We start from the raw sequence: 25,648 nt of genomic DNA on the forward strand, positions 1-25,648 counted from the left end.
GATTCGGCGCAGCGCTGCCCTGCACTGCTGCGAGCGGGCTACCGTGGATGCGATGGCACTTTCCTCCCGAACCACGACACGCGCACCCCGACCGACGATCGAGTTCACCGTGCTCGAGACGACCTGGCTGAACCCGCACCTGGTACGCGTCCGCCTCGGCGGGTCCGGTTTCACTCAGTTCCAGAACCGGCCCGAAACCGACAAGTACGTGAAGCTGAAGTTCACGACTCCCGAACCCGAGCCACACGCCGTGACGCGCACGTACACGGTGCGCCGCGTCGACCATGCCGCGCAGGCGATCGACATCGACTTCGTCATCCACGGCGACGAGGGTCTCGCAGGGCCCTGGGCAGCGACGGTGAAGCCTGGCGCGACGATCAGCCTCATGGGGCCCGGCGGTGGCTACTCCCCTGATCCGGACAGCGACTGGCACCTGTTCGCGGGTGACATGTCAGCGGTTCCCGCCATCGCGGCGGCGCTCGAAGCGCTCCCCGCACATGCAACGGGCGTGGCGGTCATCGAAGTCGACACCGAGGCGGACATCCTCGACCTCGAACACCCCGCCGGCATTGACGTCGTGTGGATCAGCAACCCGGATCATGCCGTTTCGGCGCTCGCCGACGCCGTCCGGACGATCCACTGGCGCGACGGGCGTGTCCACGTCTTCGCTCACGGCGAGCGCGAAGCGATGAAAGAACTGCGGCGCGTGTTCTTCGAGGAGCACACCCTCGAGCGCGGACAGGTGTCCCTGTCGGGTTACTGGGCGCGCGGCCGTACCGAAGACCGGTTCCAAGCCGAGAAGCGCGAGCCGATCGGCCAGATCCTCCCGCCCGCCTAGTCCTGGGCTGCCGGAGCGCCAGCGTCAGCGGCGACAGGCTCGGGCCACAACTGACCGAGGAGCGTGTCGACCCACGCGATGAGGTCGGCATCCGCCACCGCTTCGCCGCCCACCCGTGGCAGCGGCACGACGACAGCCTCGCCACCGGCCAACAGCTTCGCCGCGGGATACAGCCGCTGCAGGCGCACGCGCATCGAATCCGCCAGGCGCGCCGGGGCGATCCGCAGGTTCGGGCCCATCGCCACGACATCCGTCAGGCCTGCGCGCGCAGCGCGGCGACGGAGCCTGGCCATCGACAGCAGCCCGGCGACATCCGCAGGGGGCTCGCCGTAGCGGTCGGTGAGCTCCTCGATGACGGCGTCGATCGCGTCATCCTTCGCGGTCGCGGATGCCGCCGCCGAGAGTTTCTGATACGCCTCGAGTCGGAGCCGCTCGCTGTCGATGTAGTCCTCGGGAATCCGCGCCTGCACGGGCAGTTCGAGTCGCAACTCGGCCGGACCCTCGACGTCCTCGCCACGGAAGGCCGCGACAGCCTCACCGATCATCCGCAGATACAGGTCGAACCCGACGCCGGCGATATGCCCGGCCTGCTCGGCGCCGAGGAGGTTTCCGGCACCGCGCAGTTCGAGGTCCTTGAGCGCGACCTGCATACCGCTGCCGAGATCGTTGTTCACCGCGATCGTCTCGAGCCGGTCTGCAGCGGTCTCCGAGAGTGGCTTCGCGTCGTCGTAGAGGAAGTACGCGTAGGCGCGCTCACGACCACGGCCCACGCGGCCACGCAGCTGATGCAGCTGCGAGAGTCCATACTTGTCGGCCCGGTCGATGATGATCGTGTTGGCGTTGGCGATATCGAGGCCCGTCTCGATAATCGTCGTCGAGACGAGCACGTCGGCCTTGCGCTCCCAGAAGTCGTCGACGACCTGCTCGAGCTGGTGCTCGCCCATCTGGCCGTGAGCAACCACGACCCGGGCCTCGGGCACGAGCTCTGCCAGCTCGCTCGCTACGCGCTGGATGGAACTCACGCGGTTATGGACGTAGAAGACCTGCCCCTCGCGCAGCAGCTCCCGACGAATCGCAGCTGCGATCTGCTTGTCATTGCGGGCGCCGACATAGGTGAGGATCGGATGCCTGTCTTCGGGCGGTGTCTGCAGCGTCGACATCTCGCGGATGCCTGTCACCGCCATCTCGAGTGTTCGAGGGATAGGCGTCGCGCTCATCGCCAGGATGTCGACATTGGTCTTGAGCTTCTTCAGCGCATCCTTGTGCTCGACACCGAAGCGCTGCTCCTCATCGATGATCATGAGACCGAGGTCTTTGAAGATCACCTTCTCGGTCAAGATCCGGTGCGTGCCGATCACCATGTCGACGGTGCCGTCGGTGAGGCCCGCAAGAGTCTCCCTCGCCTCCTTGTCGGTCTGGAATCGCGAGAGCGCCTTGACCTTCACGGGGAAACCGGCGAAGCGCTCCGTGAACGTCTCGAGGTGTTGCTTCACCAGGAGCGTTGTCGGGACGAGCATCGCGACCTGCTTGCCGTCCTGGATCGCCTTGAACGCCGCGCGGACGGCGACCTCGGTCTTGCCGAAGCCGACGTCTCCCGACAGCAGCCGGTCCATCGGGATCGGCCGCTCCATGTCGGCCTTGATCTCGTCGATCGTCTGCAGCTGATCCATCGTCTCGGCAAACGGGAATGCTTCTTCCAACTCTCGCTGCCACGGGGTATCGGGGCCGAAGGCGTGTCCCTTAGCGGCCATCCGCGCCGAATACAGCTTCACCAGCTCGACGGCGATGTCGCGTACCGCCTTGCGTGCCCGCCCCTTTGCCTGCGCCCAGTCGCTGCCGCCCATCTTCGAGAGGGTCGGCGCCTCACCGCCGACGTAGCGCGACAGAAGGTCGAGCTGATCGGTCGGCACCATGAGCTTGTCGCCGGGGTACCCACGCTTGGATGGTGCGTACTCGAGCACGACGTATTCGCGCACGCTCTTGACCGGGTTCCGACCGCCTGACGACACCTCGCGCTTCGCAAGCTCGACGAACCGCCCGATCCCGTGCGTGGCGTGCACGACGTGATCACCGGGCGTCAGCTGAAGAGGATCGACGACATTCCGGCGCTTGGACGCGAGCTTCTTAACGACCCGACTGTCACCACCGATCGTGCGCCCGTAGAACTCGGACTCCGTCAGCACCGCCAGGCGTGCGTCCTCGAGTTCGAAGCCACGCTCGAGCTGGGCCACCGCGAGCAAGACGCGGCCGGGCTCGGGCGCGGCATCCGCATCATCCACGATGACCGCGGCAATCTCGCGGTCGGCGAGCACGTCGCGGGCGCGTTCGACCAGTCCCGTGCCGGATGCCGTGACGACAACGCTCCAGCCTGCGGCAACGCGTTCGCCGACATAGGCGGTGGCTCCGTCGACGTTGCCGTGGAAGGACGGCACCGACCGGGCGGGAATCCGCACGGGTACATCGCCGAGCAGGTCGTCAAGGTCGTCAGCGAGCAGCCCCTCGGCTGCCGCGTCGGCAGCTCCCGAATCGAAGGGACTCAGCGTCCACCACACACCGGCGCGATCGTGAACCGTCTCCCGCAACTGGGCGATCGTCAGGAAGTCGCCTGCGCCGAGATCGACGGGTGTGCTCGCACCAGCCGTGGCGGCGCTCCAAGCCGCTTCCAGGAACTCGTGGTTGGTCTCGGCGAGGGTCCGTGCCCGCGTGCGGGAGCGCTCGGGGTCCACGAGGGCAACGGCGGATCCTTCGGGCAAGTAGTCGACGAGGGTCGCCATCTGCGGCACGAGTGCCGGCATCAAGGACTCCATACCCTCGGCAGGTATACCTTCGGCCATCTTCTCGAGCATCCCCTGCAGGCCCGCGAACTCCCCGGCCAGCTGGCGTGCACGAGCGCGAACGTCGGCAGTGAGCAAGAGCTCGCGACCAGGAAGGAGGTCGACGGCGTCCACCGCGCCAGGCAGGGAACGCTGATCTGCAACTGAGAACGTACGGATCTGGTCGACCTCGTCGCCGAAGAACTCGACACGATACGGATGGTCGGCCACGGTGGGGAACACATCCAGGATCCCGCCGCGCACCGCGAACTCGCCGCGGCGCGAAACCATGTCGACGCGGTGGTAGGCGAGTTCAACCAGGCGCTCGACGATCACCGCAAGATCATGGCCGCGTTCACCGGCACGCAGCCGCACCGGTTCGACCTCGGCAAGCCCCGCCGCGAGCGGCTGCAGCGCCGCACGGACTGACGCCACGACAACGACCGGCTCCGTACCAGAAGAGGCTGCGACGCGCGCGAGCGTCTCCAGCCGCCGTCCCACCGTCTCAGGACTAGGGCTGAGCCGCTCGTGCGGCAGGGTCTCCCACGCAGGGAAGGGCAGCACCGCCGCGTCGGGAAGAAGTGCTCGCAGCGCCGGGATCAGAGACTCAACGCGGCGGCCGGTCGGAGCGATCGCCAGCAACACAGGCGGCTTGCCTGTGTCCCGGCGGCGACGAACGAGAGCGCTCAGCAGCGGGGCATCGAGGCCGTCGACCACCGAGACGTCGGCATCCACGGCAGCCGCCGCAACCACATCCCGGAAATGCTCGGAGCGGTCGAGGGCGCGCGAGATCCCGGGAAAAGCCACCGGACGATTCTAGGCCGCCCGCCAGCCGTCCCGGATCAGGGGCGAGGAGCGTGGTGCACCTGTTGAGCCGCGAGCAGACCCTCATCAACGAGTCGCTCGACAGCATCGGCTGCATCCGAGACAGCGAGAGCGAGTTCCTCCCGGGTAGAAGCAGGGAACTGCTGCAGCACCCAGTCTGCCGGGTCCTGCCGGCCCGGTGGACGACCGATTCCGACGCGCACCCGTGGAAAGTCCGGGGTACCCAGGGCCTTCGCGACATCCCGCACCCCGTTGTGACCGCCGTGCCCGCCGCCGATCTTGAGCCGCACGGCGTCGAAGGGGATGTCGAGCTCGTCGTGCACGACGACCACACGCTCGGGGGGGATCCCGTAGAACTGCACGAGTCCCGCGACGGGTCCCCCCGAGACGTTCATAAAGGTGTTCAGTTTGGCGAGCACGAGCTTCGGTCCGCCCGGACGCAGCCACGCTTCGGCGACGCGAGCGTTTGCCTTGTGGGAGCGAAAACCCTGTCCACGCCGACGAGCGAGTTCATCGACGACGAGCTGCCCGATGTTGTGCCGGGTGCGCTCGTACTGTGGACCGGGGTTGCCCAGGCCCACGATGAGCCATGCGTCGCTCACGGCAGCGCCCCTCCGGCTCGTTCAGCCCGCCGGATTACTCCGAGTCGGTCGCAGCGTCCTCGGCAGCGTCGCCGGCGTCAGCGCCAGCCTCGCCGTCCGCGGCAGACTCATCAGCAGCTGCAGCGGCAGGAACCGAGATGGCAACGACAAGCACCTCGGGGTCGGTGACCAGCACCGCACCCTGCGGAAGGGCCAGTTCGCCAGCGGTGATACGGGCACCCTCTTCGAGGCCCTCGACGTCGACCTCGACGTGCTGCGGGATGTCGGTGGCCGCGACGGCGAGGGAAATGCTCGTGGCGTCCTGGTTGACGATCGTGCCCGAGAAGGACTCGCCGACGACGAGGACCGGAACGTCGACCTGGACCTTCTCACCCTTGTTGATGACGACGAGGTCGATGTGCTCGATGATCTGGTGCACCGGGTCCCTCTGCACGTCCTTGACCAGCGCGAGCTGCGGCTTGCCAGCGATGTCGAGCTCGATCAGCGCGTTTGCGTGGCGCACGAGCAGCAGCATCTGGTGACCGGGCAGCGCCACGTGGACGGGGTCAGTGCCGTGGCCGTACAGCACGGCAGGAATCTTGCCTGCAGCACGCAGGCGGCGGGCGAAACCCTTACCGAAGTTCTCACGAATCTCGGCGTGGACGATGGTCTGTTCGGACATGTGCTCTCTCCTTGGGCGGACACCGGGATGTGTTCTCAGCCCGGACGTAGTGGGACTCGACTCGAACGCGAGCGCGTGAGGAACCCGTGAGGCCGCACACCCTCGTCGATAACGGATGCTTACTGCGGCGCGCTGGGCGCCAGCGAGCATCCCTCGCCGAAGTACAGTCCGCAAGTCTACCAGCGGCCCCGGTACGATGGTGACGGGCCGCGACGGGCCCGCTTTCCCGAGAGCAAGGACGAATGATGGACGCCCAGGTCACCTCGAACATTCTCGTCGCCGTGATCGGCATCCTCACCCTCGGCACCCTCGTCGGTGTCGTTGCGGCCTTCTGGTCGATGGGCCGCTCGGCATACCGCAAGGAGTAAGCCGCGACGTTCCCTTAGGCTGACTGCGGCAACCACCCGCAGACGCCCAGGGAGTGAACGTGACGGATCAGGCAGCGACGAGCACCGCGACAGCGAACATCGGAGTCGTGGGGCTCGCGGTCATGGGGTCCAACCTCGCCCGAAACCTCGCCAGCCGCGAGGGCAACACCGTCGCGATCTACAACCGCAGCGCTGAGAAGACCGAGCACCTCGTCGCGGAGCATCCCGAAGCGGGCTTCGTCGCCACCTTCTCGTACGAGCAGTTCGCTGCCTCGCTCACCGCACCCCGCACCGCGATCATCATGGTCAAGGCCGGTGCCGGCACGGATGCCGTCATCGACGAGCTTCTGCGCGTCTTCGAGCCCGGCGACATCATCGTCGACGGCGGGAACGCCCTGTTCACCGACACCATCCGTCGCGAGAAGGCTGTGCGTGAGACCGGAATCAACTTCGTCGGCATGGGCGTATCCGGTGGCGAGGAAGGGGCCCTCCTCGGACCCTCGCTGATGCCCGGTGGATCAGATGAGTCGTGGATCACACTCGGCCCCATCCTGAAGAGCATCGCCGCGGTCGCCGAGGGCGAGCCGTGCGTCACCCACATCGGCCACGACGGCGCCGGCCACTTCGTCAAGATGGTGCACAACGGCATCGAGTACGCCGACATGCAGGTGATCGCCGAGGCCTACGACATCATCCGTCACGCGACCGGGTACTCCCCCGCACAGATCGCCGACGTGTTCGCCGAGTGGAACCGCGGCGAACTCGAGTCCTACCTGATCGAGATCACCGCAGAGGTGCTGCGCCAGGTCGACAGCGAGACCAACCTGCCGCTCGTCGACATCGTCCTCGACCAGGCCGGGGCGAAGGGCACGGGAGGGTGGACGGCCCAGACCGCCATCGATCTCGGCGTTCCGGCATCCGGCATCGCCGAGGCCGTTTTCGCCCGCTCTCTCTCGTCGCACCCCGAGCAGCGGGCCACCGCCGGCGTTCTGCCCGGACCCGACACAAGCGACGGGGTCGCGCTCATGGACGAGCCCGAGGAGTTCATCGAGCAGGTCCGTCGCGCCCTCTACGCATCCAAGATCGTGGCGTACTCGCAGGGTTTCGACATCATCCGCGCTGGCGCTGCGCACTACGGCTGGAACATCGACCTCGGCCGGGTGGCTGCGATCTGGCGGGGCGGCTGCATCATCCGGGCGCGGTTCCTGAACCGCATCACCGAGGCGTACGCCGAGGCCCCGGATCTGCCGGTCTTGATGACCGCCCCGTTCTTCGTGGATGCCCTCACCGGCGCTCAGAACGCGTGGCGGAACATCGTCGCACTGTCGGCAGCGGCGGGCATCCCCGCGCCGGTGTTCTCGTCTTCGCTCGCCTATTACGACGGGCTGCGCGCGGGGCGGCTGCCGGCTGCCCTCATCCAGGGTCAGCGTGACTTCTTCGGTGCACACACGTACAAGCGCATCGACCGCGAGGGCACCTTCCACACGCTGTGGTCGGGCGACCGCAGCGAGATCGAAGCCGTCGACACCCACTGACCTCACCCGACGCCGAAGGGCCGTGACCGACTCAGCCTCGGTCACGGCCCTTCGTTCGCGCAGTACCGTCAGATCTCGCGGACGCTCCCCTTCTCGAGGCGCAGGCGCCGATGAGCGCGGCGGGCGACTGCCGAGTCGTGGGTCACCACGATGAGGGTCAGTCCGTCCCGGTTGAGCCCTTCGAGCAGCTCCAGGATCTCGTCGCGCATGTGCTCATCGAGGTTTCCCGTCGGCTCGTCGGCCAGGAGCACCCGCGGGCGCTTGGCGATCGCGCGGGCGATCGCGACGCGCTGCTGCTGCCCACCCGAGAGCTCGCCCGGCAGATGGTCGGCGCGCTCGGCCAGGCCGACCTGGGCAAGAGCCTCGGTGACTCGGCTGGCACGTTCGGCGCTGGAGAGCCCCAGGGGTTCCAGGCCCATGTCGACGTTTTCGTGCGCGGTGAGTGTCGGGATCAGGTTGAACCCCTGGAAGACGAAGCCCACCTCGGTCGCTCGGACACGTCCGAGTTTCGCGCTCGAGGCGTTTGCCAGATCGACATCCCCGAGTTTGACGGCACCCGAGGTCGGACGGTCGAGTGCACCCAGCATCTGGAGGAGGGTGGACTTCCCCCCGCCCGTCGGACCCTGGATGGTGACGAACTCGCCCTCGCGGATCTCGAGATCGACGCCCGCCAGGGCACGGATCTTGCGGTTCTTCTGCTGGTACTCACGGATGACCGCCTGCAAGGCATAGATCGGCGAGGGTGTGGCTCCTTCGACTGATGCCGTGGCGGGGTGTGCCATGCTCATGGGGTTCTCCTGTTCGGTCGTGACGGTTTCGTTCGTGACGGTGTTCATGTGCTTGGCGTTCATGCGCCTAGCCCACTGACCGCAGCGCTTCGGCGGGACTCAGCCGGGCTGCACGCCAGCCACCGAAGGCGCCGGCGATCAGGCCTCCGGCGATGGCGATGCCGACCGCCGCAGCGACCACCCAGAGGGTGACGGGCGCGTGAAGAACGACATCCGTCGCCGTTTGCTGCGCCATCCCTCCGAAGCCTCCGCCCATCGGACCGCCTCCTTGGCCGGATCCGCCCTGACCGGTGGTCGAGGACGTCGAGGAGATCGTCGGCGAGATCAGGTTGATGATCCCGATCCCCGCAAGTCCGACAGCCAAGCCGATCGCGCCACCGATCAAGCCCTGGATCACCGATTCACCGGCTACCTGGCCGACGACGCGGCCGTTGGACCATCCGATTGCCTTGAGAGTGCCGAACTCCCGCGTGCGCCGTGTCACGCCCGAGATCGTGAAGAGCACCGCCAGCGCCAGCGCAACGGCGAGCACGAGGATCGACAGCCACGTTCCGAGGTTGGTGATCAGCGACGAGGCGCTCGACAGGGACGACGAGACGGTCGATGCTAGATCGGACTGGGAGCTGACGGTGACGTCCGCGACGCTGCCCTCGATTTCTGCCTGGACCGCCTCGATCTGGTCGGCCGAGGTCGCCTGGACGTAGACCGTCGATACGACGTCCTCGAGACCAGCCAATGACTGTGCGACGTCGAGCGGGATGTACACGTTGGCCGCAGTGTCGGCATCGCTGGATGTCGAGGTGATGATCCCGACGACCTCGACGTCAGAGCCGCCCACATTGATGGTGTCGCCAACCGCGATCTCGTTCGTGGTCGCGTAGGTCGCGTCGACGACCGCCACCAAGGCTCCCGCGTCTGAAGCGTCGAGCGCACGACCCTCAGATACCTCGACCGCCGACAGCGGTCCGACCGCGGTGTCCTCGGGGTCGATCCCGAGGACGGTGAACGAGTTGAGATCGAAGGCGCTGCCCCCGGCGCCGTCGGGACCGCCCGACGGCGGCTCGCCGCCTGCTTCGCCCTGGCCCCCCTGCTGCATCTCTGACCTGTCGGGCATCTCACCGCTGAACGTGATGTTCGTGAGCGATAGCGCGCCAGATGCTGCAGCAACCCCGTGGAGGGATGCGACGCTCTCGATTGTCGAGGCATCCAGTGTGCCCCGCATGAAGTCTGCGGTCAGCCGCGACTGCGACACCGAGGTCGTGCCGTCGGTGGTTTCGCCGGCCTCGCTGTCGAACTCGAAGCGCTGGCCACCGCCCTCGCCCGGCTCTGCGGCGGCCCCCGTGACCGTCAGGTCGGTGCCGACGCCGTACACGGACTCGAGCGCTTGCGCTTGCGCGTCGCGCACTCCCGCAGAGAGGGAGTTGACGACGATGACGAGAGCGATCGCGACGGCGAGGCCCACCGCCACGATGATCGTCTGCTTCTTGCGTCCCGCGAGTTCGCGTCGCAAATAGGTCCAATACATGGGTCTCCTTCAGCTCCTGATTGCAGCCATCGGCACGACGGTAGGGACGGCGCTGATGAGCCCTAAAAGGGATCGCTATGGCGAACCTATGGATCACGCTCCTCACGAGAAGGAGCAGGGAGCGCGATTTTCACAGACGGCGCATAACTTCCTCCATAGGAAACCCATAGCTGGAGCATCACAATGAGTCCATGACATCTCCGGCCCCCGCCCTGCGCCGACCCGACGGCGCGGCTGTCCGCATCCTCGTCGTCGATGACGAGCAGATGCTCACCGACCTGCTCTCGATGGCTCTGCGCATGGAGGGCTGGGATGTTCGCACCGCGGCATCCGGATTCGAAGCTCTGCAGGCCGTCCGAGACTTCGAACCCGACGCGATGGTGCTCGACATCATGATGCCTGACCTCGACGGAATGGCAGTGCTGCATCGGCTGCGACAGTCCGGGAACGACGTGCCGGTGCTGTTCCTGACAGCGAAGGATGCCGTCGCCGACCGGGTCGCGGGACTCACCGCAGGCGGCGACGACTACGTGACGAAGCCGTTCAGTCTCGAGGAGGTCGTCGCACGACTTCGCGGTCTCATGCGCCGCGCCGGAACGGCGACGCAGAGCGAGGACGAGCCGATCCTGCGCGTTGCCGATCTGTCTCTGAACGAAGACAGCCACGAAGTCGAGCGCGGCGGCGACGAGATCGAGCTGACGGCAACGGAGTTCGAACTTCTGCGTTACCTGATGCGCAACCAGCGCCGCGTCGTGTCGAAGGCGCAGATCCTGGACCGCGTCTGGAACTACGACTTCGGCGGCAGGTCCAGCGTCGTGGAGCTCTACATCTCCTACCTGCGCAAGAAGATCGATCAGGGCAAGGAGCCGCTCATCCATACCGTGCGTGGCGTCGGCTACATGATCAAGGCGCCAACACAGTGAGTGATTCTCACCGGGGCGGGTGGCGACCGTGGGGCCTGGAGGGGCGCCTGGTCGTCACGATCGTCGCGGTCGTGGCGCTGATCTTCGCGACGGTCAGCATCGCCACGGGAGCGATCCTCGGCTCGATTCTGCAGTCGAACCTCGACAACGAGGTCACCGAGGCCACCGCGAAGGCGCTGAGAACCGTCCACGATGCGCCCCAGGTTGCCGCGGGCACCGAGGATGCCGCCGCGCTCCTAGCGTCCGGGCCGTTCGAGCCGGGCTTTCTGATCGTCATCGAGTCAGCCTTCGGATCCGTCACGGGCGGGTATGTCGATGCGGCCGGAACCGTGACAACGCTCGAGGATTCGCAGGTCGACCAGATCGTGCAGCAGCTGATCCAGCCGGGCGAGGGTGGCCCCGTCCGCGAGATCACCATCGACGGCGTCGGCACCTACCGAATGGTCGCGCTCGGTGGCGGTAGCTTCGCGATCGCCTCGGGGCTTCCGGTCAGCCAGGTGACGGCGACGCTCGCGCAGATCGCGACGACCGTCGCCCTGCTGACAGCGGGGGGTCTTGTGCTTCTGGGGCTCGCTGTCACGGTCATCGTGCGGCGGAGTCTGCGGCCACTTCGCGTGGTAGCCGACACCGCCGAGCGCGTCGCGAGTGTCCCCATGGCCGAGGGCGAGGTCTCGATCGCTGATCGCGTCCCGGCATCCGAAACCGATGAACGTACCGAGATCGGCAGGGTCGGTCACGCGCTGAACACACTCCTGGATCACGTCGACGCGTCGCTGGAAGCCCGCCAGCGCAACGAGGAGCGGATGCGTAGGTTCGTCGCCGACGCGAGCCACGAGCTGCGCACGCCGCTGGCCTCGATCCGCGGATATTCGGAACTGTCGCTGCGCGATCCGCAGCTGAGCGAGACCACCGAGTCGGCCCTGTCCAGAATCCAGGCGCAGTCGCTGCGGATGACGCGTCTCGTCGAAGACCTCCTGCTTCTCGCACGACTCGACGAGGGCCAAGAGCTCGTCTACGGGGTCGTGGATCTCACACAGCTGGCCGTTGAAGCGCTCGGCGATGCGCAAGTCGCAGGTCCTGAACACGTCTGGCTGCTCGATGTCGACGAAGAGCCGGTGACAGTGCCCGGCGACTCCGCCCGGCTGCAGCAGGTGGTCGTGAACATGCTCGCAAACGCGCGCACCCACACGCCAGCGGGAACCGAGGTCACCCTCTCGGTCGGCCGCGAGGCCTCGCCCACCGAGAGCGAGTCAGGGGCGGATGACGCAGTCATCCGTGTCCATGACAACGGTCCGGGGATCGAGCCTGCCATCGCCGACGAATTGTTCGAGAGGTTCTCGCGCGCCGACCGATCACGCGCCCGGCAAACCGGTGGCACCGGGCTGGGTCTGTCGATCGCGCGGGCGATCGTTCACGCTCACCACGGTGAAATCTCGGTGGAGAGCAGGCCCGGAGACACGACATTCACGGTGCGACTTCCGCTTCCGACACACGCCGACCGGAGTGACCCCGCAACGGGTGCGGTTCAGTAGCCGCTGAAAGCGTCGGTGGTGACCGACTTCGCCCGCTCGAGAGCCGGCGCGAGGTCGGCGATCAGCCGGGGCGGGCCCGAGATTGCAGCATGCCGGGCATGCAGGTCGGGCACGACCTGCAGCAGGCCGGGCGCGTCCAGGCGCACACCGCGCGCCCACTGCCAGTTCGCGGGCAGCGGTCCCGGGTCATCACGCGTGAAGACGATCACGGGCACCCCGGATGCCGCGATGTCGTCACGGAAGGCGAGCTCGGCGGCTTCGGAGGCGACGTAGACCAGAACGATGTCACGCCTCTGCCCGCTCGCGTGAAGATGGCGCAGCTGCGACACGAACGGCGTGACACCGATTCCCGCGGCGACCATGAGGAGAGGGGCCTCGGGCCGGTTCGGCAGGACGAAGTCGCCCCAGATTCCGGTGACAGCCAGGGATGCTCCGGCGTCGACCTCCGCGAGCGCGCGCTTGTAGGAGCTCGGCGCAGGGCCGCCGGAGCCCTCCGGGTACTCCCGGAAGGCGATACGGATCGCGGGAAGATCCTCCGGGGCGGAGGCGATGCTGAACTCGCGGCGCGTACCGCGTGCGTCGGGCCTGCGGTGCGGCACGTCGAGCTCGAGGTACTGCCCGGGAAGGAAGCTTATGCGGCGTTTGGCGGTGAAGGTCAGCATCCGCACCGTCGGGGTGATCATCTCGCGCGACTCAAGAGTCAGCCGGACAGCAGCACGCACCGAGAACGCGAAGGCAACGAGGTTCCCCACCAACAGAGCGCGCTCTTGGCCGAGGGTGATCTCACCGAGCGAGATCGGCCACCCGGCAAAAACGCCGACGACACCCGCGACGAGGAACTGCTGCCAGCGCCGGGGAGGCAGGGTGAGCGGCTCGGACAGCATGAACACACCCAGGAACAGGAACGGCGAGGACCACAACAGCGACCAGAAGATCGTCAGCGCATCGACCGCGAGACCAGCCGTCTGGTACTGGATCGTCGTGCGCACGAATCCGACGGCGACGGCGATCAGCAGGAACACGAGGACGACGCGGATCTTCTCGGTACGCCACAGCACCGCCAGACCGAGAACGACGACGGGGGCCGCGAGCACCGGCGTTCCCACCCACCACGCCGACGCACCGAGCGCCGGAACCCAGATACTCACGATCGTGAGAACCGCAGCCCCGACTGCTGCCGGGTTGAAGATGTGACGGCCACGCCAGGCCAACAGGTACTTGGATGCGGCTGCCACGGCGCCTGCCAGCGCGACGCCCGCCAACGCGACCGGATCCAGTGTGGGTCGCAGGACGAACAGCAAGATGAAGGCCGTGATCACCGAGGACTCGAGCCGGAGCGATTGCCCGATGATCCGGTGCGCGACGATATCAACGACACCGCACGCGACGGCTAGCACCGCAAGGGTGGCGAGCAACTCCAGCGGGCTGGGGGCAACCAGTCCGAAGAACGAGACTCCGAACGCGACGACGGTCAGGGCAAGGAGTGCCAGGAAGACCATGCGATACATCGAGACCTTGCCGAGCACCGCGAACACACGATTCCACCCTGCGGTCAACCATCCGATCATGTGAACAACTCTGCCCTACACCGCTCTGTCCCGAAGCCGGGAGACCACTCGACACGTCCAGCCGTCGTCATCCGCACCCACTCGATGCCCCACCGATGAGCGAGTTCCGCGCCGCCATCGAAGAACAGCGCCGTAGCCGCCGCGTCAGCCATCATCGCGGTGGGGGCAACCGCCCACGTCGCTGCGACGGTTCGCACCGGCATGCCGGTCCGGGCATCGAGGACGTGGTGCAGACCGTCGCCCCACGCACGCCGGTTGGTCGCCGAAGCGCAGAGCGCAGCATCCGTAAGGTCGACCACGCCGATGATCCGCGTCGGATCGTACGGATGCTCGAGTCCGATCCGCTCACGCACCCCCGAGCAGCGGATGTCGCCGCCGGCATCGACAGTAAGGGAGTCCTGCCCGGCACCCTCGAGATACTCGAGGACGAGATCGACGAGGCGACCCTTTCCGATCGCGCCGACATCGATGAGAGCCGGTTGCGAGACCGCTAGAGCGCCCATTCCGGTTGAGACGACTCGACGCCAGTCGCGCGGGGCGCTGATGGGGTCCCCCGGGCGCAGTGAGTACGACGTGTCGTACCCGAGGGCTTCGAGCGAGACCCCCACGAGCGGGTTCACCGCCCCATCCGTTGCCGCGCCGAGGTCGTCGTAGACAGCGAACATCGCGTCCGCATCAGCGGGAAGGGCACGCGAGCCACCCGAAGCCAGCGCGCTCACCGTGGAGTCCTCGCGAAAGCGCGACCACTCCCGATCGAAGTCCTCGATCAGTGCGAGCACGGCGGCGCGCTCCCCGTCCGTGAGCGGATCGTGAGTATCGATCGTCCATTGCGTGCCGATCGCCTCGAAGCGCCAACGCCCCGCCGGCTCTTCGTTCGCGCGGGCCTCGTCGCTCATCACGTCGACAAGGTCAGGCGGCAGCCTCGGACTTGATGAGTTCGACCGCCTGCATGAACCCGCCGCTGGTCAGCGAGGATCCCGACACGCGGCTCACCGAGACGTCGTCAAGGCTCTTGCCCACGACCTCGTCACTGATCCCGCCGATGAACTGAGACTGGTACTGCTCGGACTCGCGCGCCTGCGGGTTACCCGTGACTTCGACATCCGTCACGATGTCGTCGGCGATCGTCAGCGTCACCGTGACCGTTTCCACCGACTCAGGCGTCGCGTAAGACCCCTCCGCCGTGTACGTCCCGTCGGCGTAGCCGCCAGAAGAGCTCGATCCCGAGCCCGCGTCGGCTGTTCCGGCATCCGTTTGCGTGGAGCCGGTGTCGGCTGCCGTGCTGGCTGCGCCGCAGCCCGCAAGGCTCAGAGCCCCGGCGACACCGACGAGGGCGACACCGACGCGTACGGGGCGGGAGGGGGTGCGAATCATGAGCAGTCCTTCCTGGGGATCGTCTCTGCCATCTTCGCTTTCATGCCTATGCATAGGCTTTGAGGCGGCGGCGAAAGCGTGAGGATGTCTGCTCAGGCCGCACCGTCGAACATGCTGGTGACCGAGCCGTCCTCGAACACTTCGCGGATCGCGCGCGCCAGCAGCGGTGCGATCGGAAGCACGGTGAGGGAGTCCCAGCGCTTGCGGTCGGGAATCGGAATCGTATCGGTCACGACGACCTCGTCGATCGACGCATCCTGGAGCCGCTCGCTGGCCGGATCACTGAACACGGCGTGGGTGGCCGCGACGATGACGCGCTCGGCGCCGTTCTTCTTCAGAGCCTGCGCCGCCTTGACGATCGTGCCGCCGGTGTCGATCATGTCGTCGACGAGGAGGCAGACGCGGCCGTCGACCTGACCGACGATCTCGCTGACCGTGACCTGGTTCGCCACATTCGGGTCGCGCCGCTTGTGGATGATCGCGAGCGGCGCACCGAGGCTGTCCGACCACGTGTCGGCGACGCGGACGCGGCCGGTATCCGGCGAGACCACCGTCAGCTTGGCGCGGTCCTCGGGCGAGAGGTTCTCTTCGAAGTACTCCAAGAGCACCGGCTTGGCGAAGAGGTGGTCAACAGGACCGTCGAAGAATCCCTGGATCTGCGCGGCGTGCAGATCGACGCTCATGACGCGGTCGGCGCCCGCTGTTTTGACCAGGTCGGCAACGAGGCGAGCACTGATCGGCTCACGCCCGCGCCCTTTCTTGTCCTGCCGGGAGTACGGGAAGTAGGGCGCGACAACGGTGATCCGCTTCGCGGATGCCCGCTTGGCGGCATCCAGCATGATCAGCAGCTCCATCATCCATTCGTTCACGGGCGGACCGAAGGACTGAATGAGGAACAGGTCGCAGCCTCGGATCGAGACCTCGAAGCGGGTCAGGATCTCGCCGGAAGCAAACGTTCGGTACTCGGTCGGAACGAGATTCGTGCCGAGCGCTGTAGCGACGTCATCGGCAAGGCTCGGGTGCGAGCGGCCGGATGCAACAACCAGGCGCTTCTTGGTCTTGGCGACCAGTCCGGGAGCGATACCGCTATCCCTGTCGAGATCAACCGTCTTGTTCTTGCTCGCCATCGTCCGCTTCCTGTGCGGACCGGGCCCGCGCGGCGACCTCGGCGGCGGCTGTTCCCGGTCTGTTGTTCTCGACCCACCCCTCGATGTTGCGCTGGGGGGCAACGCTCAGAGCCAGCGCACCGGGAGGGACATCCTTGCGGATGACGGCACCGGCGCCGGTCTTCGCACCGTCTCCGATCCTAACGGGCGCGACAAAGACGTTGTGCGACCCGGAGTGGACCTCGTCGCCGATCTCGGTGCGATGTTTGGCGAGATCGTCGTAGTTGGCAGTGATTGCTCCGGCGCCCAGGTTGACGCCGCGCCCGATCGTGGTGTCGCCGATGTAGGACAGGTGCGGAACCTTGCTGCGCTCACCGATCGTGGAGTTCTTGATCTCGACGAACGTGCCGACCTTGCTCTGCGCGTCCAGGGTCGCGCCGGGGCGAAGATACGCGAACGGACCCACCGTTGCGCCTCGTCCGATAACAGCAAGCGTCGCGTCGGTGCGGGTGACCGTCGCGTTCTCTCCCACCTCGCAGTCAACGAGTGAGGTGTCAGGGCCGATCGTCGCCCCGCGCTCGACGGTCGTGGCGCGCAGGACGTACGTGTTCGGCAGCACCGTGACGTCAGGGGCAAGGGTGGCCGTCACATCGATCCAGGTCGTCGCTGGGTCGAGTATCGTCGCGCCTTCAAGCTGCCAGCGACGCACGGTTCGTGCGTTGAGTGTGCGCGCAGCCTCCGACAGCTGTACTCGGTCGTTCACGCCGAGCGCATCCTGTGCCGCAGGGGCCTCGGATGCCGCAACGATCTCACCGGCTCCGCGGAGGATCCCGATGACATCAGTGAGGTACTTCTCGCCCTGGGCGTTGGCCATACCGACCGAGGCAAGGCTCGCCCGCAACTGCGCGGCGCGGAACACATAAATGCCGGTGTTGATCTCGCGCACCGAGAGTTCGTCGGGTGACGCATCCTTCTGCTCGACGATGCGTTCGACAGCACCGTCGGCGCCGCGGATGACGCGACCGTAGCCCGTGGCATCATCGAGCGTCGCGCACAGGAGCGTCGCACACGCCGCCGCGGCACGATGGCGGGCGAGCAACCCCTCGACGACGCTGACTTCGACCAGGGGCACATCGGCGCTCAGCACCAGCACATCCCCGTCGAAGCCGTCGAGTGCCGCGAGGGCCAGCTCCACGGCACGGCCGGTGCCGGGAATCTCGTCCTGGTCGACCACGTCGACTCCCGGGAGCAGGCCAGTGACGGCATCCGCGACAAGATCCCGCTCGTGACGGACCACGACGACAGCGCGCGTCGGGGCCAGCGCCGAGGCAGTACGCAGCACATGGCCGATTAGCGGAAGACCACCGATCTGGTGCAGGACCTTAGGCGTGGCGGACTTCATCCGGGTCCCCTGGCCTGCCGCCAGAATGATGACGGCGACGGGGGTTGGGTTCTCAGCCATGCTCCGCCGCCAGGACTCGAACCTAGACTTCACAGCTCCAAAGGCTGTCGTGCTGCCATTACACCACGGCGGACCGGCGCGTAACGCGGCCGCGTTCCAGTCTGCCAGAGGACGCGTCGCCCGGGAGAATGGCCGCGGCAGTCGAGATAATGGCTCAGTGCCCGCTGAATCCGACGAAGTCGACCGTATCGTCGGTGCCTGGAGCGCCCAACGACCCGACTTGGACTTCTCGCCCCTCGAAGTGCTCTCGCGAGTCGACCGCCTTTCGCGCCACCTGGACCGGGCTCGGCGCGAAGCCTTCCGCCGCTCGGAGCTCGAGCCCTGGGAGTGGGATGTCTTGTCGGCACTGCGACGGGCGGGCGAGCCGTTCCAGCTGAGCCCGAAGCAGTTGCTGCAGCAGACACTCGTGTCCTCGGGCACGATGACCAACCGCATCGACAGGCTCGTGGGCCGGCGGCTCGTGCGCCGCGAGTCCGACCCGGGCGACGGGCGCGGCATCCTGGTGACACTCACCGAGGAGGGACGGACACGGGTGGATGCCGCGATCACGCGCCTCGTGGATGCCGAAGCAGTGCTCCTCGACAGCCTCTCCCGCGCCGACCGCGACCGCCTCGCAGCCCTGCTGCGCAAACTCTCCCTGGGATTCGACACATGACAGACACCGAACGAGCACCTGAGCCGATCGACGAACACCCCCGGTGGCACGCGTGGTTCGACGCGCGGTTCCGCTCCCCCGCAGCGATCTACGGCCTGATCGTGTTCTCAGCGCTGCTGATGATCAGCGCAGACCACGAGGATGACGTGCCGACCGTGGTCCTCACGGCGTCGAGCACTCTCGTCATCTTTTTCATTGCGCACGTGTTCGCCCATACTCTCGCCGACCACGGCAAGCACCGCCTGGGCGTCGCGATCCGCTACGCGCTCTCGCACTCGGCTGGCATGCTCTGGGCGGCTGTCCTGCCGGCGATCGCCATGCTGGTTGCCGGCGCACAGGGGCAGCCGGCCGTCGATGCTGCCGACTACGCCGTGTGGGCAACCATGGCGGTGCTGGCGTTTCTCGGTTACATCGCCTTCTCGCGCACCGGTGCCCACTGGAGCATCCGGATACTTGGTGCGATCGGCACCGCCTTCCTCGGTGTTTTCGTGGCGATCCTGGAGTACGCCTTCCACTGAGCCGCCTGTTCTGCTGCGCTGAGGGATGTCCTCCGCTCCGCGTAGCGTGGAGGCATGACGAGTGACCATGTGAAGTCCTTCCACAATGCGCCCCTCGATGCGGCACTATCGGAGTCTCTTGCGCAGCACGGCCTGACGGTGGCCGCTGTCGACAGCACCTCCCGAGCACAGAACGATCCGTGGTTGTCTGCGGTTGCGCGAGGATTTCTCGAGGAGGAGCCGGGCGAGGTGCGCCGCGAAGCCTTCGTCGGACACACGGCTCACCGCCGTAAGCTCGGCGTCTACGACGCCAGCTCGCCGCAGCCCGAGACTCCGGTCGCGACCTTTGCGTCGTGGCCAACCGAACTCACCGTGCCGGGCGGCACCGTAGCCGCCAGCGCGATCAGCTCGGTGACCGTCGCTCCGACCCATCGGCGGCGCGGCATCCTTCGTTCGCTCATGGCGGGAGAGTTGCGCACCGCCGCTTCGCTCGGCCTGCCCGTTGCCGTACTGACCGTCAGCGAATCGACCATCTACGGCAGGTTCGGGTTCGGTGCGGCAGCAGCGGTGGCGAACTGGGAGATTCGTACGCGCCGGGCCGGGTGGATCGGGCCCGACGCACCTGGACGCGTGGACTTCGTATCCCGCGAACAGGCGCGGGAGGTAGCGGAAGCCCTCCACGAGCGGGTGCGCGTCTTATCGCCCGGTGAGATCTCGCTGCCGGGCGGACACCTCAATCGGTTCTTCGGCACGAGCCCCGATGCCGAGAAGGCGGAGCGCCTGCGCGCTATCCAGTACCGCTCGCCTGCGGGTGAGGTCGACGGCCTGGCGGTCTACCGGGTGGTCGAGAATCACGATGACTTCAGCGAATCCACGCTCGAGCTGTCGTGGCTGCTCGCCGCGACCGACGAGGCCTACGCGGGCCTCTGGCGCTTCCTGCTCGAGATGGATCTCATCGCGCTTCTGCGTGCGTCAGAACTTGGCCTCGACGAGCCGCTGTGGTGGATGATCGCAGACCAGCGGGCAGCGAAGATTACCGTCACCGACCACCAATACGTGCGCATCCTCGACGTGCCGGCGGCGCTCGCGAGTCGCCGCTTCGGCGCCGCCGACACGATCGCTCTCGAGGTGGACGATCCACTGGGGATCGCCGGGGGCACGTTCGTGCTGACGACGGATGCCGAGGGTCGCGCGTCAGTTGAGGCTGTCGATGCTTCTCCGGCCGAGCTTCCGTCGGTACGGCTCGGCGTGCGTGAGCTGTCGTCGCTGTTCCTCGGTGGCGTGTCAGCCGTGACGCTGGCGAGAGCCGGTCGCATCGTGACCGACGATCCGACCCGGATTGCACGCGTGTTCCAGACCGTGGAGGCTCCGCGGTTGAGCTTCTGGTACTGACGCGCGGCTGAACTCCGCGCGGCGCCTAGCCTGGAGGGGATGGCACATCTTCTCGGCGCTGAGGCGCTGCACCTTGAGTTCCCCACGAAAGTGGTCTTCGACTCCGTCACGCTCGGCATCGCGGAGGGCGACCGGATCGGGATCGTCGGCCGCAACGGCGACGGCAAGTCGAGCCTGCTCGCCATGATCGCGGGCCGCCTGCAACCGGATGCCGGCAAGGTCACCGTCCGCGGCGGGACTCGCATCGGTGTCGTCGACCAGCAGGACACGCTCGATGACGACCAGACGGTGGGACGAGCGATCGTCGGCGACCTCGACGAGCACGAATGGGCGGGCGACGCCCGCATCCGTGACGTCCTTGCCGGGCTGGTCACCGACCTCGACTGGGATGCTCCCCTCTCGAGGCTGTCGGGTGGTCAGCGCCGGCGTGTCGCCCTGGCCGCCGTGCTCATCGGCGACTGGGACATCCTGATCCTCGACGAGCCGACCAACCACCTCGATGTCGAGGGGATCGCGTGGCTTGCCGCACACCTCAAGAAGCGGTGGGCGGCGAACTCAGGGGCATTGCTGGTCGTGACACACGACCGGTGGTTCCTCGACGAGGTATGCACCCTGACGTGGGAGGTGCACGACCGGATCGTCGAACCGTTCGAGGGAGGGTATGCGGCCTACATCCTGCAGCGCGTCGAACGCGATCGCCAGGCTGCCGCGATCGAGGCCCGTCGGCAGAACCTTGCACGCAAGGAGCTCGCATGGCTCCGTCGCGGCGCCCCGGCACGGACCTCGAAGCCGAAGTTCCGCATCGACGCGGCCAACGCGCTCATCGCTGACGTCCCCGAGATCCGCAACTCCACCGAACTGCAGTCGCTGGCGGTCACGCGCCTGGGCAAGGATGTCGTCGATCTGCTGGATGCCTCGGTGAGCTTCGACGGCCGCGAGATCCTGCATGACATCGAGTGGCGCATCGCACCGGGCGAGAGAACCGGCATCCTCGGCGTCAACGGTGCCGGAAAGTCAACTCTCCTGGGACTGGTCGACGGCAGCGTCTCACCCACGGGCGGCCGGGTCAAGCGCGGCAAGACCGTGCGCGTTGCGACCCTGACGCAGCGCCTTGACGAACTTGAGGAACACCTGGCCGACCCCGTGCGTGTCGTGATCGGACGACTCCGAACGAGCTACACGATCGGTTCCGGCTCGAAAGCTCAAGAACTCACTCCCGGCCAGTTGCTCGAACGCCTCGGGTTCTCCTCCGCGCAGCTGTCGACTCCGGTGCGCGACCTCTCGGGAGGCCAAAAACGCAGGCTTCAGTTGCTGCTGATCCTCCTCGACCAGCCGAATGTCCTCATCCTGGATGAGCCGACCAACGACCTCGACACCGACATGCTCGCCGCGATGGAGGACCTGCTCGACTCGTGGCCCGGCACGCTGCTGGTCGTCTCGCACGACCGGTACTTCCTGGAGCGCGTCACCGATCAGCAGTACGCGATCCTTCCCGGCCCCGGCGGCGCCGGCCGGTTGCGTCACCTCCCCGGTGGGGTGGACGAGTACCTGCGGGTGCGCGAGCAGACCACGGATGCCGGAACGGAGCGACCGGGCAGCGCGTCGGAAGCACCGGCCTCGTCGGAACCCGGACTATCGGGCGCCGACCTGCGCGCCGCGCAGAAGGAACTGAACGCGATCGAACGCAAGTTGGAGCGGCTGACGCAGCGCACCGCCGACATCCACGAGCGGATGGCGGCGCACGACCAGAGCGACTTCGCGGGTCTGACGCGACTGGGTGATGAGCTCCGCGACGTGGAGACAGAGATCGCATCTCTCGAGGAGCGCTGGTTCGAGCTCACCGAGCTCGCAACCTAGCAGCGAGTTTGCCCACGTTATACCCCCTGGGGTATAGTCTCACTATCTTCTCCCCAAGAAAGTGAGTGCTCCATGCGCATCGTCATCGTGGGCGGCGTGGCCGCTGGGATGAGCGCGGCCGCCCGCGCCCGACGTCACGACGAGTCAGCCGAGATCATCGTTCTCGAGCGCGGCCCGGAGGTGTCGTTCGCGAACTGTGGCCTTCCCTACCACGTCGGCGGCGAGATTCCCCACGAGGGGTCGCTTCTGCTCCACACGCCCGAGACGCTGCGCGCGAGCCTCAACCTCGACGTGCGGACAGGGCACGACGTGACCGCGATCGACACGGCAGCGAAGACCGTCACTGTCGCCTCAGCATCCGGTGTCGACGAACTGGCCTACGACGCGCTCATCCTCGCACCGGGCGCCGTAGCCATTCGGCCACCGCTCCCCGGGCTCGACTCCCCGCGCGTCCGAACCCTCCGCACCGTCTCCGACGCTGTGACCCTCAAGAAGTGGGTCGATGAGGGCGCTCGACGCGGGGTGGTGCTCGGCGCCGGCTTCATCGGCCTCGAAGCTGCCGAAGCCCTCCGCCACCGCGGACTCGAGGTCGACGTCGTGGAGCTTGCCCCGCACGTTCTTCCGCCACTCGAGCGCGAGATGGCATCCGTCGTAACGACGCAGCTGCGAAACCTCGGCATCCGGGTTCACGCGGGAGTTGCCGCTGAAAGCGTCGAGGTCGGAGACGACTCAGATGTCGTCATCCTCGCGGACGGCACGCGCATCCCGACCGACCTCGTCGTCCTCTCGGTCGGCGTTCGCCCCGACACCGCGTTCGTCGAAGCGGCAGGAATCGAGACCTCTCGCGGCGCCATTGTCGTCGACGACCGCGGTCGCACCTCCGCCGATGGCGTGTGGGCCGCCGGTGACGCCGTCATCAGTACGGATGCCGTCACCGGCGTCCAGCGTCCCGTGCCGCTCGCGGGCCCAGCCAACCGCGCCGGCAGGCTCATCGCCGACGACATCTTCGGTATGGCTGGCGGCCGTCCCATCCCGCAACCCGTGGGGACAGCTATCGTGCGGGTCGGCGAGATCACAGCGGCGATGACCGGCGCGAACCGCGCGAGCCTGGACGCGGCAGGGATCGACTATACGACAATCCACCTGCACCCGATGCAGCACGCCGGCTACTTTCCCGGCGCCTCGACCGTACACCTGATCGTCCACATCTCGAAGCGCGATGGGCGGATCCTCGGCGCACAGGCAGTCGGTTATGAAGGAGTCGACAAGCGCATCGACGTTCTCGCGACGGCGATCCGTGCCGGCCTGCCCGCCACCGACCTCATGGATCTCGACCTTGCCTACTCCCCGCCGTACGGTCAGGCCAAAGACGCCGTGAACCTCGTCGGGATGGTCGCTGAAAACGTCGAAAACGGCAGGCTGAAACTCTGGTACGCCGACGAGCTTGACCGGATGCGGGACACCGCGCTGATCCTCGATGTCCGCACGCCCCGCGAATACAACGGCGGCCACATCGAGGGGTCGCTGAACATTCCACACACCGAACTGCGCGAACGCCTCGACGAGGTGCGCAAGGCCGCGCAGGGCCGCCCGGTCGCGGCTCTGTGCGCGGCGGGTGTCCGATCGAACATCGCCTACCGCATTCTGGTGGGTAACGGATTCGAAGCAGCATCGCTCTCCGGGGGCACGCAGACCCTCCGCCAGTGGTGGGGCGATCAGGCCGCCAGCATCCTTGTCAGAGAAGAGGTCCACGCATGATGATCACCGGCACCCCCGAGGAGCAGGCGGCAACGCGCAAGCGCATCACGAACCGGCTCAAGCGTGCACAGGGTCAGCTGAACGCTGTCATCGCGTCGGTTGAGGCTGGCGACACGTGCCGCGACATCGTGACACAGCTCTCCGCCGTCACGAGTGCGCTCGACCGCGCCGGATTCGCCATCATCTCGGCCGCGATGCGTGACTGCGTCGCCGACCCGGACGGCACCGCAGAGGCTGAAGGCCTGACGCAGGAGGAGCTGGAGAAGCTCTTCCTCTCGCTCGCCTGAACCACCTCCCCTGACAGTCATCACCCGGACCGTCGCCGTGACGGACCGCTACTTGTGCTGCCCTGCGCAGCCATCGAAGGAGACATCATGTGTTATCAGACGACGTGCCGGAAGTGCGGCAAAGTGACGTGGGGCGGGTGCGGTCAGCACGTGCAGCAGGCCCTCGCCGGGGTCCCGAAAGCCCAGCGCTGCGCCGGACATGAGAACGAGCCGTCGAAGGGGTTCTTCGCGAGCCTGTTCGGCCGCTGAACCACCGCCCCCGAACTCGGAAGCGGCTGCCACCCTCTCTCGGGCGGCAGCCGCTTCGTTGTCGTCGTGTTGGCTAGCTCAGGCCGTTCTCCTGCAGCCACTGCGACGCGATGTCGGCGGGCGACATCTCGTCAACGGTGCTCTGCACGTTCAGTGCGACCAGACCCTCAGGGGTGAGGGCGGCGCTGACTGCGTTGATGACGTCGGCGATCCCGTCGGCGACATCCGCGTTCACAACGGGGACGACGTTCGAGGCGAGGAAGAGCCCCTCGGGGTCCTCGAGAACCACGAGGCCCGCCGTCTGGATGCGCGGGTCGGCCGTGTAGATGTTGGCGAGGTTGATGGTGCCCGCCTCGAGGTCCTCGAACGTGGTGTCACCCGTGGCCGAGAACCCGACGTCGATCCCGTAGACATCAGCCAGCCCCGTCGGCCCGTAGGGACGCTCGGCGAGCTCCGGCGGACCGCCGAGCGTCAGGGGTTCGGTGACGTTAGCGAGATCGGCGATCGAGACGAGACTGTACTGGTCGGCGAACGCCGACGTGACGGTGTACGAGTCCTGATCGGTCGCGCTGGACTGGTCGAGCACGACGAGCCCTTCGGGAAGCGCATCCGGGAGCGCGGCGTAGACCTCGTCAGCGGTGCGGGCAGTCGTCTCGGGGTCGAAGTACTGCAGGAGGTTTCCGCTGTACTCCGGGAACAGCGTCACCTCGCCGCTCTCGAGCGCCGGGATGTAGGCATCCCGCTGGCCGATGTTGAACTGGCGCTCGACATCGAAGCCGGCGTTCTCGAGAGCCTGCGCGTAGATCTCGGCGATGATCTCGTTGGAGTAATACGCCTGCGAGCCGACCACGATCGTGTCGGACATCATCTCGCCGCTTCCGCTACCGTCGGTGGGCTCTTCGAACGGGTTGCCCGAAGCGCAGCCAGCCAGCAGCAGCGCGGCAGCGCCGGCGAGCGCGGCGGCGCGGAGGGTGCGTGTGGTGGTCATGGTGCCTCTTTCTTTTCTGGTGGTGCGGGGCCTGTGGTGGTGCAG

General features: G+C 67.1%; 22 protein-coding genes and 1 tRNA gene. 11 read left to right on the top strand and 12 right to left on the bottom strand.

Annotation, left to right across the window (positions count from 1 at the left end; genetic code table 11):
* Positions 1-52 precede the first annotated feature (52 nt).
* Entirely contained in the window at positions 53-838 is a 786-nt protein-coding gene (locus tag AB0O89_RS09610) for a siderophore-interacting protein (protein WP_363496787.1), read from the top strand.
* On the opposite strand, the gene mfd is transcribed toward AB0O89_RS09610, so the two are convergent.
* From mfd to AB0O89_RS09625, 3 genes are read right to left on the bottom strand one after another with little or no spacing between them, the layout of a single operon-like run.
* Complete coding sequence (mfd, locus tag AB0O89_RS09615; protein ID WP_363496790.1) at positions 835-4,458, bottom strand: transcription-repair coupling factor; 3,624 nt, start codon at positions 4,456-4,458, stop codon at positions 835-837. The two genes, AB0O89_RS09610 and mfd, sit on opposite strands and share 4 nt — an antisense overlap.
* Positions 4,459-4,493: 35 nt before the next feature.
* Positions 4,494-5,078 (bottom strand): aminoacyl-tRNA hydrolase, encoded by a 585-nt coding sequence (pth, locus tag AB0O89_RS09620; RefSeq protein WP_363496793.1) that lies wholly within the window; start codon positions 5,076-5,078, stop codon positions 4,494-4,496.
* Between the two features lie 34 nt (positions 5,079-5,112).
* Positions 5,113-5,739, bottom strand: coding sequence for a 50S ribosomal protein L25/general stress protein Ctc (locus AB0O89_RS09625; RefSeq protein ID WP_300593820.1), 627 nt, complete (start codon positions 5,737-5,739; stop codon positions 5,113-5,115).
* 245 nt (positions 5,740-5,984) lie between these two features.
* Between AB0O89_RS09625 and AB0O89_RS09630 the strand changes: the two genes are divergently transcribed.
* Together AB0O89_RS09630 and gndA are read left to right on the top strand one after the other, a co-directional pair.
* Complete coding sequence (locus AB0O89_RS09630) at positions 5,985-6,107, top strand: hypothetical protein (RefSeq protein WP_267490521.1); 123 nt, start codon at positions 5,985-5,987, stop codon at positions 6,105-6,107.
* 59 nt (positions 6,108-6,166) lie between these two features.
* Positions 6,167-7,642, top strand: a complete 1,476-nt coding sequence (gene gndA, locus AB0O89_RS09635) for an NADP-dependent phosphogluconate dehydrogenase (RefSeq protein ID WP_363496797.1) — start codon at positions 6,167-6,169, stop codon at positions 7,640-7,642.
* Positions 7,643-7,710: 68 nt separating this feature from the next.
* Here gndA and AB0O89_RS09640 read toward each other — a convergent pair whose 3' ends face one another.
* On the bottom strand, positions 7,711-8,424 hold the full coding sequence (locus AB0O89_RS09640; protein WP_363496904.1) for an ABC transporter ATP-binding protein: 714 nt from the start codon (positions 8,422-8,424) through the stop codon (positions 7,711-7,713).
* Positions 8,425-8,497: 73 nt separating this feature from the next.
* Positions 8,498-9,955, bottom strand: a complete 1,458-nt coding sequence (locus tag AB0O89_RS09645) for an ABC transporter permease (RefSeq protein WP_363496800.1) — start codon at positions 9,953-9,955, stop codon at positions 8,498-8,500.
* 191 nt (positions 9,956-10,146) lie between these two features.
* Here AB0O89_RS09645 and AB0O89_RS09650 point away from each other — a divergent pair, with 191 nt between their 5' ends.
* Together AB0O89_RS09650 and AB0O89_RS09655 are read left to right on the top strand one after the other, a co-directional pair.
* On the top strand, positions 10,147-10,878 hold the full coding sequence (locus AB0O89_RS09650) for a response regulator transcription factor (RefSeq protein WP_300593831.1): 732 nt from the start codon (positions 10,147-10,149) through the stop codon (positions 10,876-10,878).
* The gene (locus tag AB0O89_RS09655) at positions 10,875-12,410 is read left to right on the top strand and encodes an ATP-binding protein (RefSeq protein ID WP_363496804.1); all 1,536 of its coding nucleotides are present in this window, start codon (positions 10,875-10,877) and stop codon (positions 12,408-12,410) included. The genes AB0O89_RS09650 and AB0O89_RS09655 overlap by 4 nt, the downstream gene beginning before the upstream one ends.
* Here the strand turns inward: AB0O89_RS09655 and AB0O89_RS09660 are convergent.
* The 6 genes from AB0O89_RS09660 to AB0O89_RS09685 all read right to left on the bottom strand — a co-directional run bounded on the left by AB0O89_RS09660 (position 12,404) and on the right by AB0O89_RS09685 (position 17,993).
* Positions 12,404-13,978 carry a flavodoxin reductase gene (locus AB0O89_RS09660; RefSeq protein WP_363496807.1) on the bottom strand — a complete coding sequence of 525 codons (1,575 nt, stop codon included), beginning with the start codon at positions 13,976-13,978 and terminating at the stop codon, positions 12,404-12,406. The genes AB0O89_RS09655 and AB0O89_RS09660 overlap by 7 nt on opposite strands.
* Positions 13,975-14,874: an FAD:protein FMN transferase gene (locus tag AB0O89_RS09665; RefSeq protein ID WP_363496907.1), complete on the bottom strand. Its 900-nt coding sequence runs from the start codon at positions 14,872-14,874 to the stop codon at positions 13,975-13,977. Before AB0O89_RS09665 ends, AB0O89_RS09660 begins: the two co-directional genes overlap by 4 nt.
* A gap of 13 nt (positions 14,875-14,887) precedes the next feature.
* Positions 14,888-15,352: an FMN-binding protein gene (locus AB0O89_RS09670; protein ID WP_363496810.1), complete on the bottom strand. Its 465-nt coding sequence runs from the start codon at positions 15,350-15,352 to the stop codon at positions 14,888-14,890.
* A gap of 92 nt (positions 15,353-15,444) precedes the next feature.
* A complete protein-coding gene (locus tag AB0O89_RS09675; RefSeq protein ID WP_300593842.1) occupies positions 15,445-16,479 on the bottom strand; it encodes a ribose-phosphate diphosphokinase in 1,035 nt (344 codons plus the stop codon).
* Positions 16,454-17,920: a bifunctional UDP-N-acetylglucosamine diphosphorylase/glucosamine-1-phosphate N-acetyltransferase GlmU gene (glmU, locus tag AB0O89_RS09680; RefSeq protein ID WP_363496813.1), complete on the bottom strand. Its 1,467-nt coding sequence runs from the start codon at positions 17,918-17,920 to the stop codon at positions 16,454-16,456. Before glmU ends, AB0O89_RS09675 begins: the two co-directional genes overlap by 26 nt.
* Position 17,921: 1 nt before the next feature.
* Positions 17,922-17,993, bottom strand: a tRNA-Gln gene (locus tag AB0O89_RS09685).
* A gap of 84 nt (positions 17,994-18,077) precedes the next feature.
* Here AB0O89_RS09685 and AB0O89_RS09690 point away from each other — a divergent pair.
* The 6 genes from AB0O89_RS09690 (at position 18,078) to AB0O89_RS09715 (ending at position 24,366) form a co-directional block, all read left to right on the top strand.
* The gene (locus AB0O89_RS09690; protein ID WP_300593848.1) at positions 18,078-18,575 is read left to right on the top strand and encodes a MarR family transcriptional regulator; all 498 of its coding nucleotides are present in this window, start codon (positions 18,078-18,080) and stop codon (positions 18,573-18,575) included.
* Positions 18,572-19,093, top strand: a complete 522-nt coding sequence (locus AB0O89_RS09695; RefSeq protein ID WP_363496816.1) for a hypothetical protein — start codon at positions 18,572-18,574, stop codon at positions 19,091-19,093. Before AB0O89_RS09690 ends, AB0O89_RS09695 begins: the two co-directional genes overlap by 4 nt.
* Before the next feature lie 54 nt (positions 19,094-19,147).
* Complete coding sequence (locus AB0O89_RS09700; protein WP_363496819.1) at positions 19,148-20,464, top strand: GNAT family N-acetyltransferase; 1,317 nt, start codon at positions 19,148-19,150, stop codon at positions 20,462-20,464.
* A gap of 39 nt (positions 20,465-20,503) precedes the next feature.
* The gene (locus tag AB0O89_RS09705; protein WP_363496822.1) at positions 20,504-22,321 is read left to right on the top strand and encodes an ABC-F family ATP-binding cassette domain-containing protein; all 1,818 of its coding nucleotides are present in this window, start codon (positions 20,504-20,506) and stop codon (positions 22,319-22,321) included.
* 72 nt (positions 22,322-22,393) lie between these two features.
* Positions 22,394-24,079 (top strand): FAD-dependent oxidoreductase, encoded by a 1,686-nt coding sequence (locus tag AB0O89_RS09710; RefSeq protein ID WP_363496825.1) that lies wholly within the window; start codon positions 22,394-22,396, stop codon positions 24,077-24,079.
* Complete coding sequence (locus AB0O89_RS09715; protein ID WP_195691893.1) at positions 24,076-24,366, top strand: metal-sensitive transcriptional regulator; 291 nt, start codon at positions 24,076-24,078, stop codon at positions 24,364-24,366. The genes AB0O89_RS09710 and AB0O89_RS09715 overlap by 4 nt, the downstream gene beginning before the upstream one ends.
* Before the next feature lie 322 nt (positions 24,367-24,688).
* Here the strand turns inward: AB0O89_RS09715 and AB0O89_RS09720 are convergent, their stop codons facing one another.
* On the bottom strand, positions 24,689-25,603 hold the full coding sequence (locus AB0O89_RS09720) for an ABC transporter substrate-binding protein (protein WP_363496829.1): 915 nt from the start codon (positions 25,601-25,603) through the stop codon (positions 24,689-24,691).
* Positions 25,604-25,648 lie beyond the last annotated feature (45 nt).

Origin of the sequence: Microbacterium sp. NPDC076895, from assembly GCF_040687115.1 — a bacterium.
In the GTDB taxonomy this organism is placed as follows: Bacteria; Actinomycetota; Actinomycetes; order Actinomycetales; family Microbacteriaceae; genus Microbacterium.

What these genes read in the sequence shown, in the direction of transcription:
- AB0O89_RS09610 (WP_363496787.1), top strand. Translation starts at nt 53, where the DNA reads ATGGCACTTTCCTCCCGAACCACGACACGCGCACCCCGACCGACGATC.
- AB0O89_RS09625 (WP_300593820.1), bottom strand. Translation starts at nt 5,739, where the DNA reads ATGTCCGAACAGACCATCGTCCACGCCGAGATTCGTGAGAACTTCGGT.
- AB0O89_RS09630 (WP_267490521.1), top strand. Translation starts at nt 5,985, where the DNA reads ATGGACGCCCAGGTCACCTCGAACATTCTCGTCGCCGTGATCGGCATC.
- AB0O89_RS09640 (WP_363496904.1), bottom strand. Translation starts at nt 8,424, where the DNA reads ATGGCACACCCCGCCACGGCATCAGTCGAAGGAGCCACACCCTCGCCG.
- AB0O89_RS09645 (WP_363496800.1), bottom strand. Translation starts at nt 9,955, where the DNA reads ATGTATTGGACCTATTTGCGACGCGAACTCGCGGGACGCAAGAAGCAG.
- AB0O89_RS09650 (WP_300593831.1), top strand. Translation starts at nt 10,147, where the DNA reads ATGACATCTCCGGCCCCCGCCCTGCGCCGACCCGACGGCGCGGCTGTC.
- AB0O89_RS09660 (WP_363496807.1), bottom strand. Translation starts at nt 13,978, where the DNA reads ATGATCGGATGGTTGACCGCAGGGTGGAATCGTGTGTTCGCGGTGCTC.
- AB0O89_RS09665 (WP_363496907.1), bottom strand. Translation starts at nt 14,874, where the DNA reads ATGAGCGACGAGGCCCGCGCGAACGAAGAGCCGGCGGGGCGTTGGCGC.
- AB0O89_RS09670 (WP_363496810.1), bottom strand. Translation starts at nt 15,352, where the DNA reads ATGATTCGCACCCCCTCCCGCCCCGTACGCGTCGGTGTCGCCCTCGTC.
- AB0O89_RS09675 (WP_300593842.1), bottom strand. Translation starts at nt 16,479, where the DNA reads ATGGCGAGCAAGAACAAGACGGTTGATCTCGACAGGGATAGCGGTATC.
- glmU (WP_363496813.1), bottom strand. Translation starts at nt 17,920, where the DNA reads ATGGCTGAGAACCCAACCCCCGTCGCCGTCATCATTCTGGCGGCAGGC.
- AB0O89_RS09695 (WP_363496816.1), top strand. Translation starts at nt 18,572, where the DNA reads ATGACAGACACCGAACGAGCACCTGAGCCGATCGACGAACACCCCCGG.
- AB0O89_RS09700 (WP_363496819.1), top strand. Translation starts at nt 19,148, where the DNA reads ATGACGAGTGACCATGTGAAGTCCTTCCACAATGCGCCCCTCGATGCG.
- AB0O89_RS09705 (WP_363496822.1), top strand. Translation starts at nt 20,504, where the DNA reads ATGGCACATCTTCTCGGCGCTGAGGCGCTGCACCTTGAGTTCCCCACG.
- AB0O89_RS09710 (WP_363496825.1), top strand. Translation starts at nt 22,394, where the DNA reads ATGCGCATCGTCATCGTGGGCGGCGTGGCCGCTGGGATGAGCGCGGCC.
- AB0O89_RS09715 (WP_195691893.1), top strand. Translation starts at nt 24,076, where the DNA reads ATGATGATCACCGGCACCCCCGAGGAGCAGGCGGCAACGCGCAAGCGC.
- AB0O89_RS09720 (WP_363496829.1), bottom strand. Translation starts at nt 25,603, where the DNA reads ATGACCACCACACGCACCCTCCGCGCCGCCGCGCTCGCCGGCGCTGCC.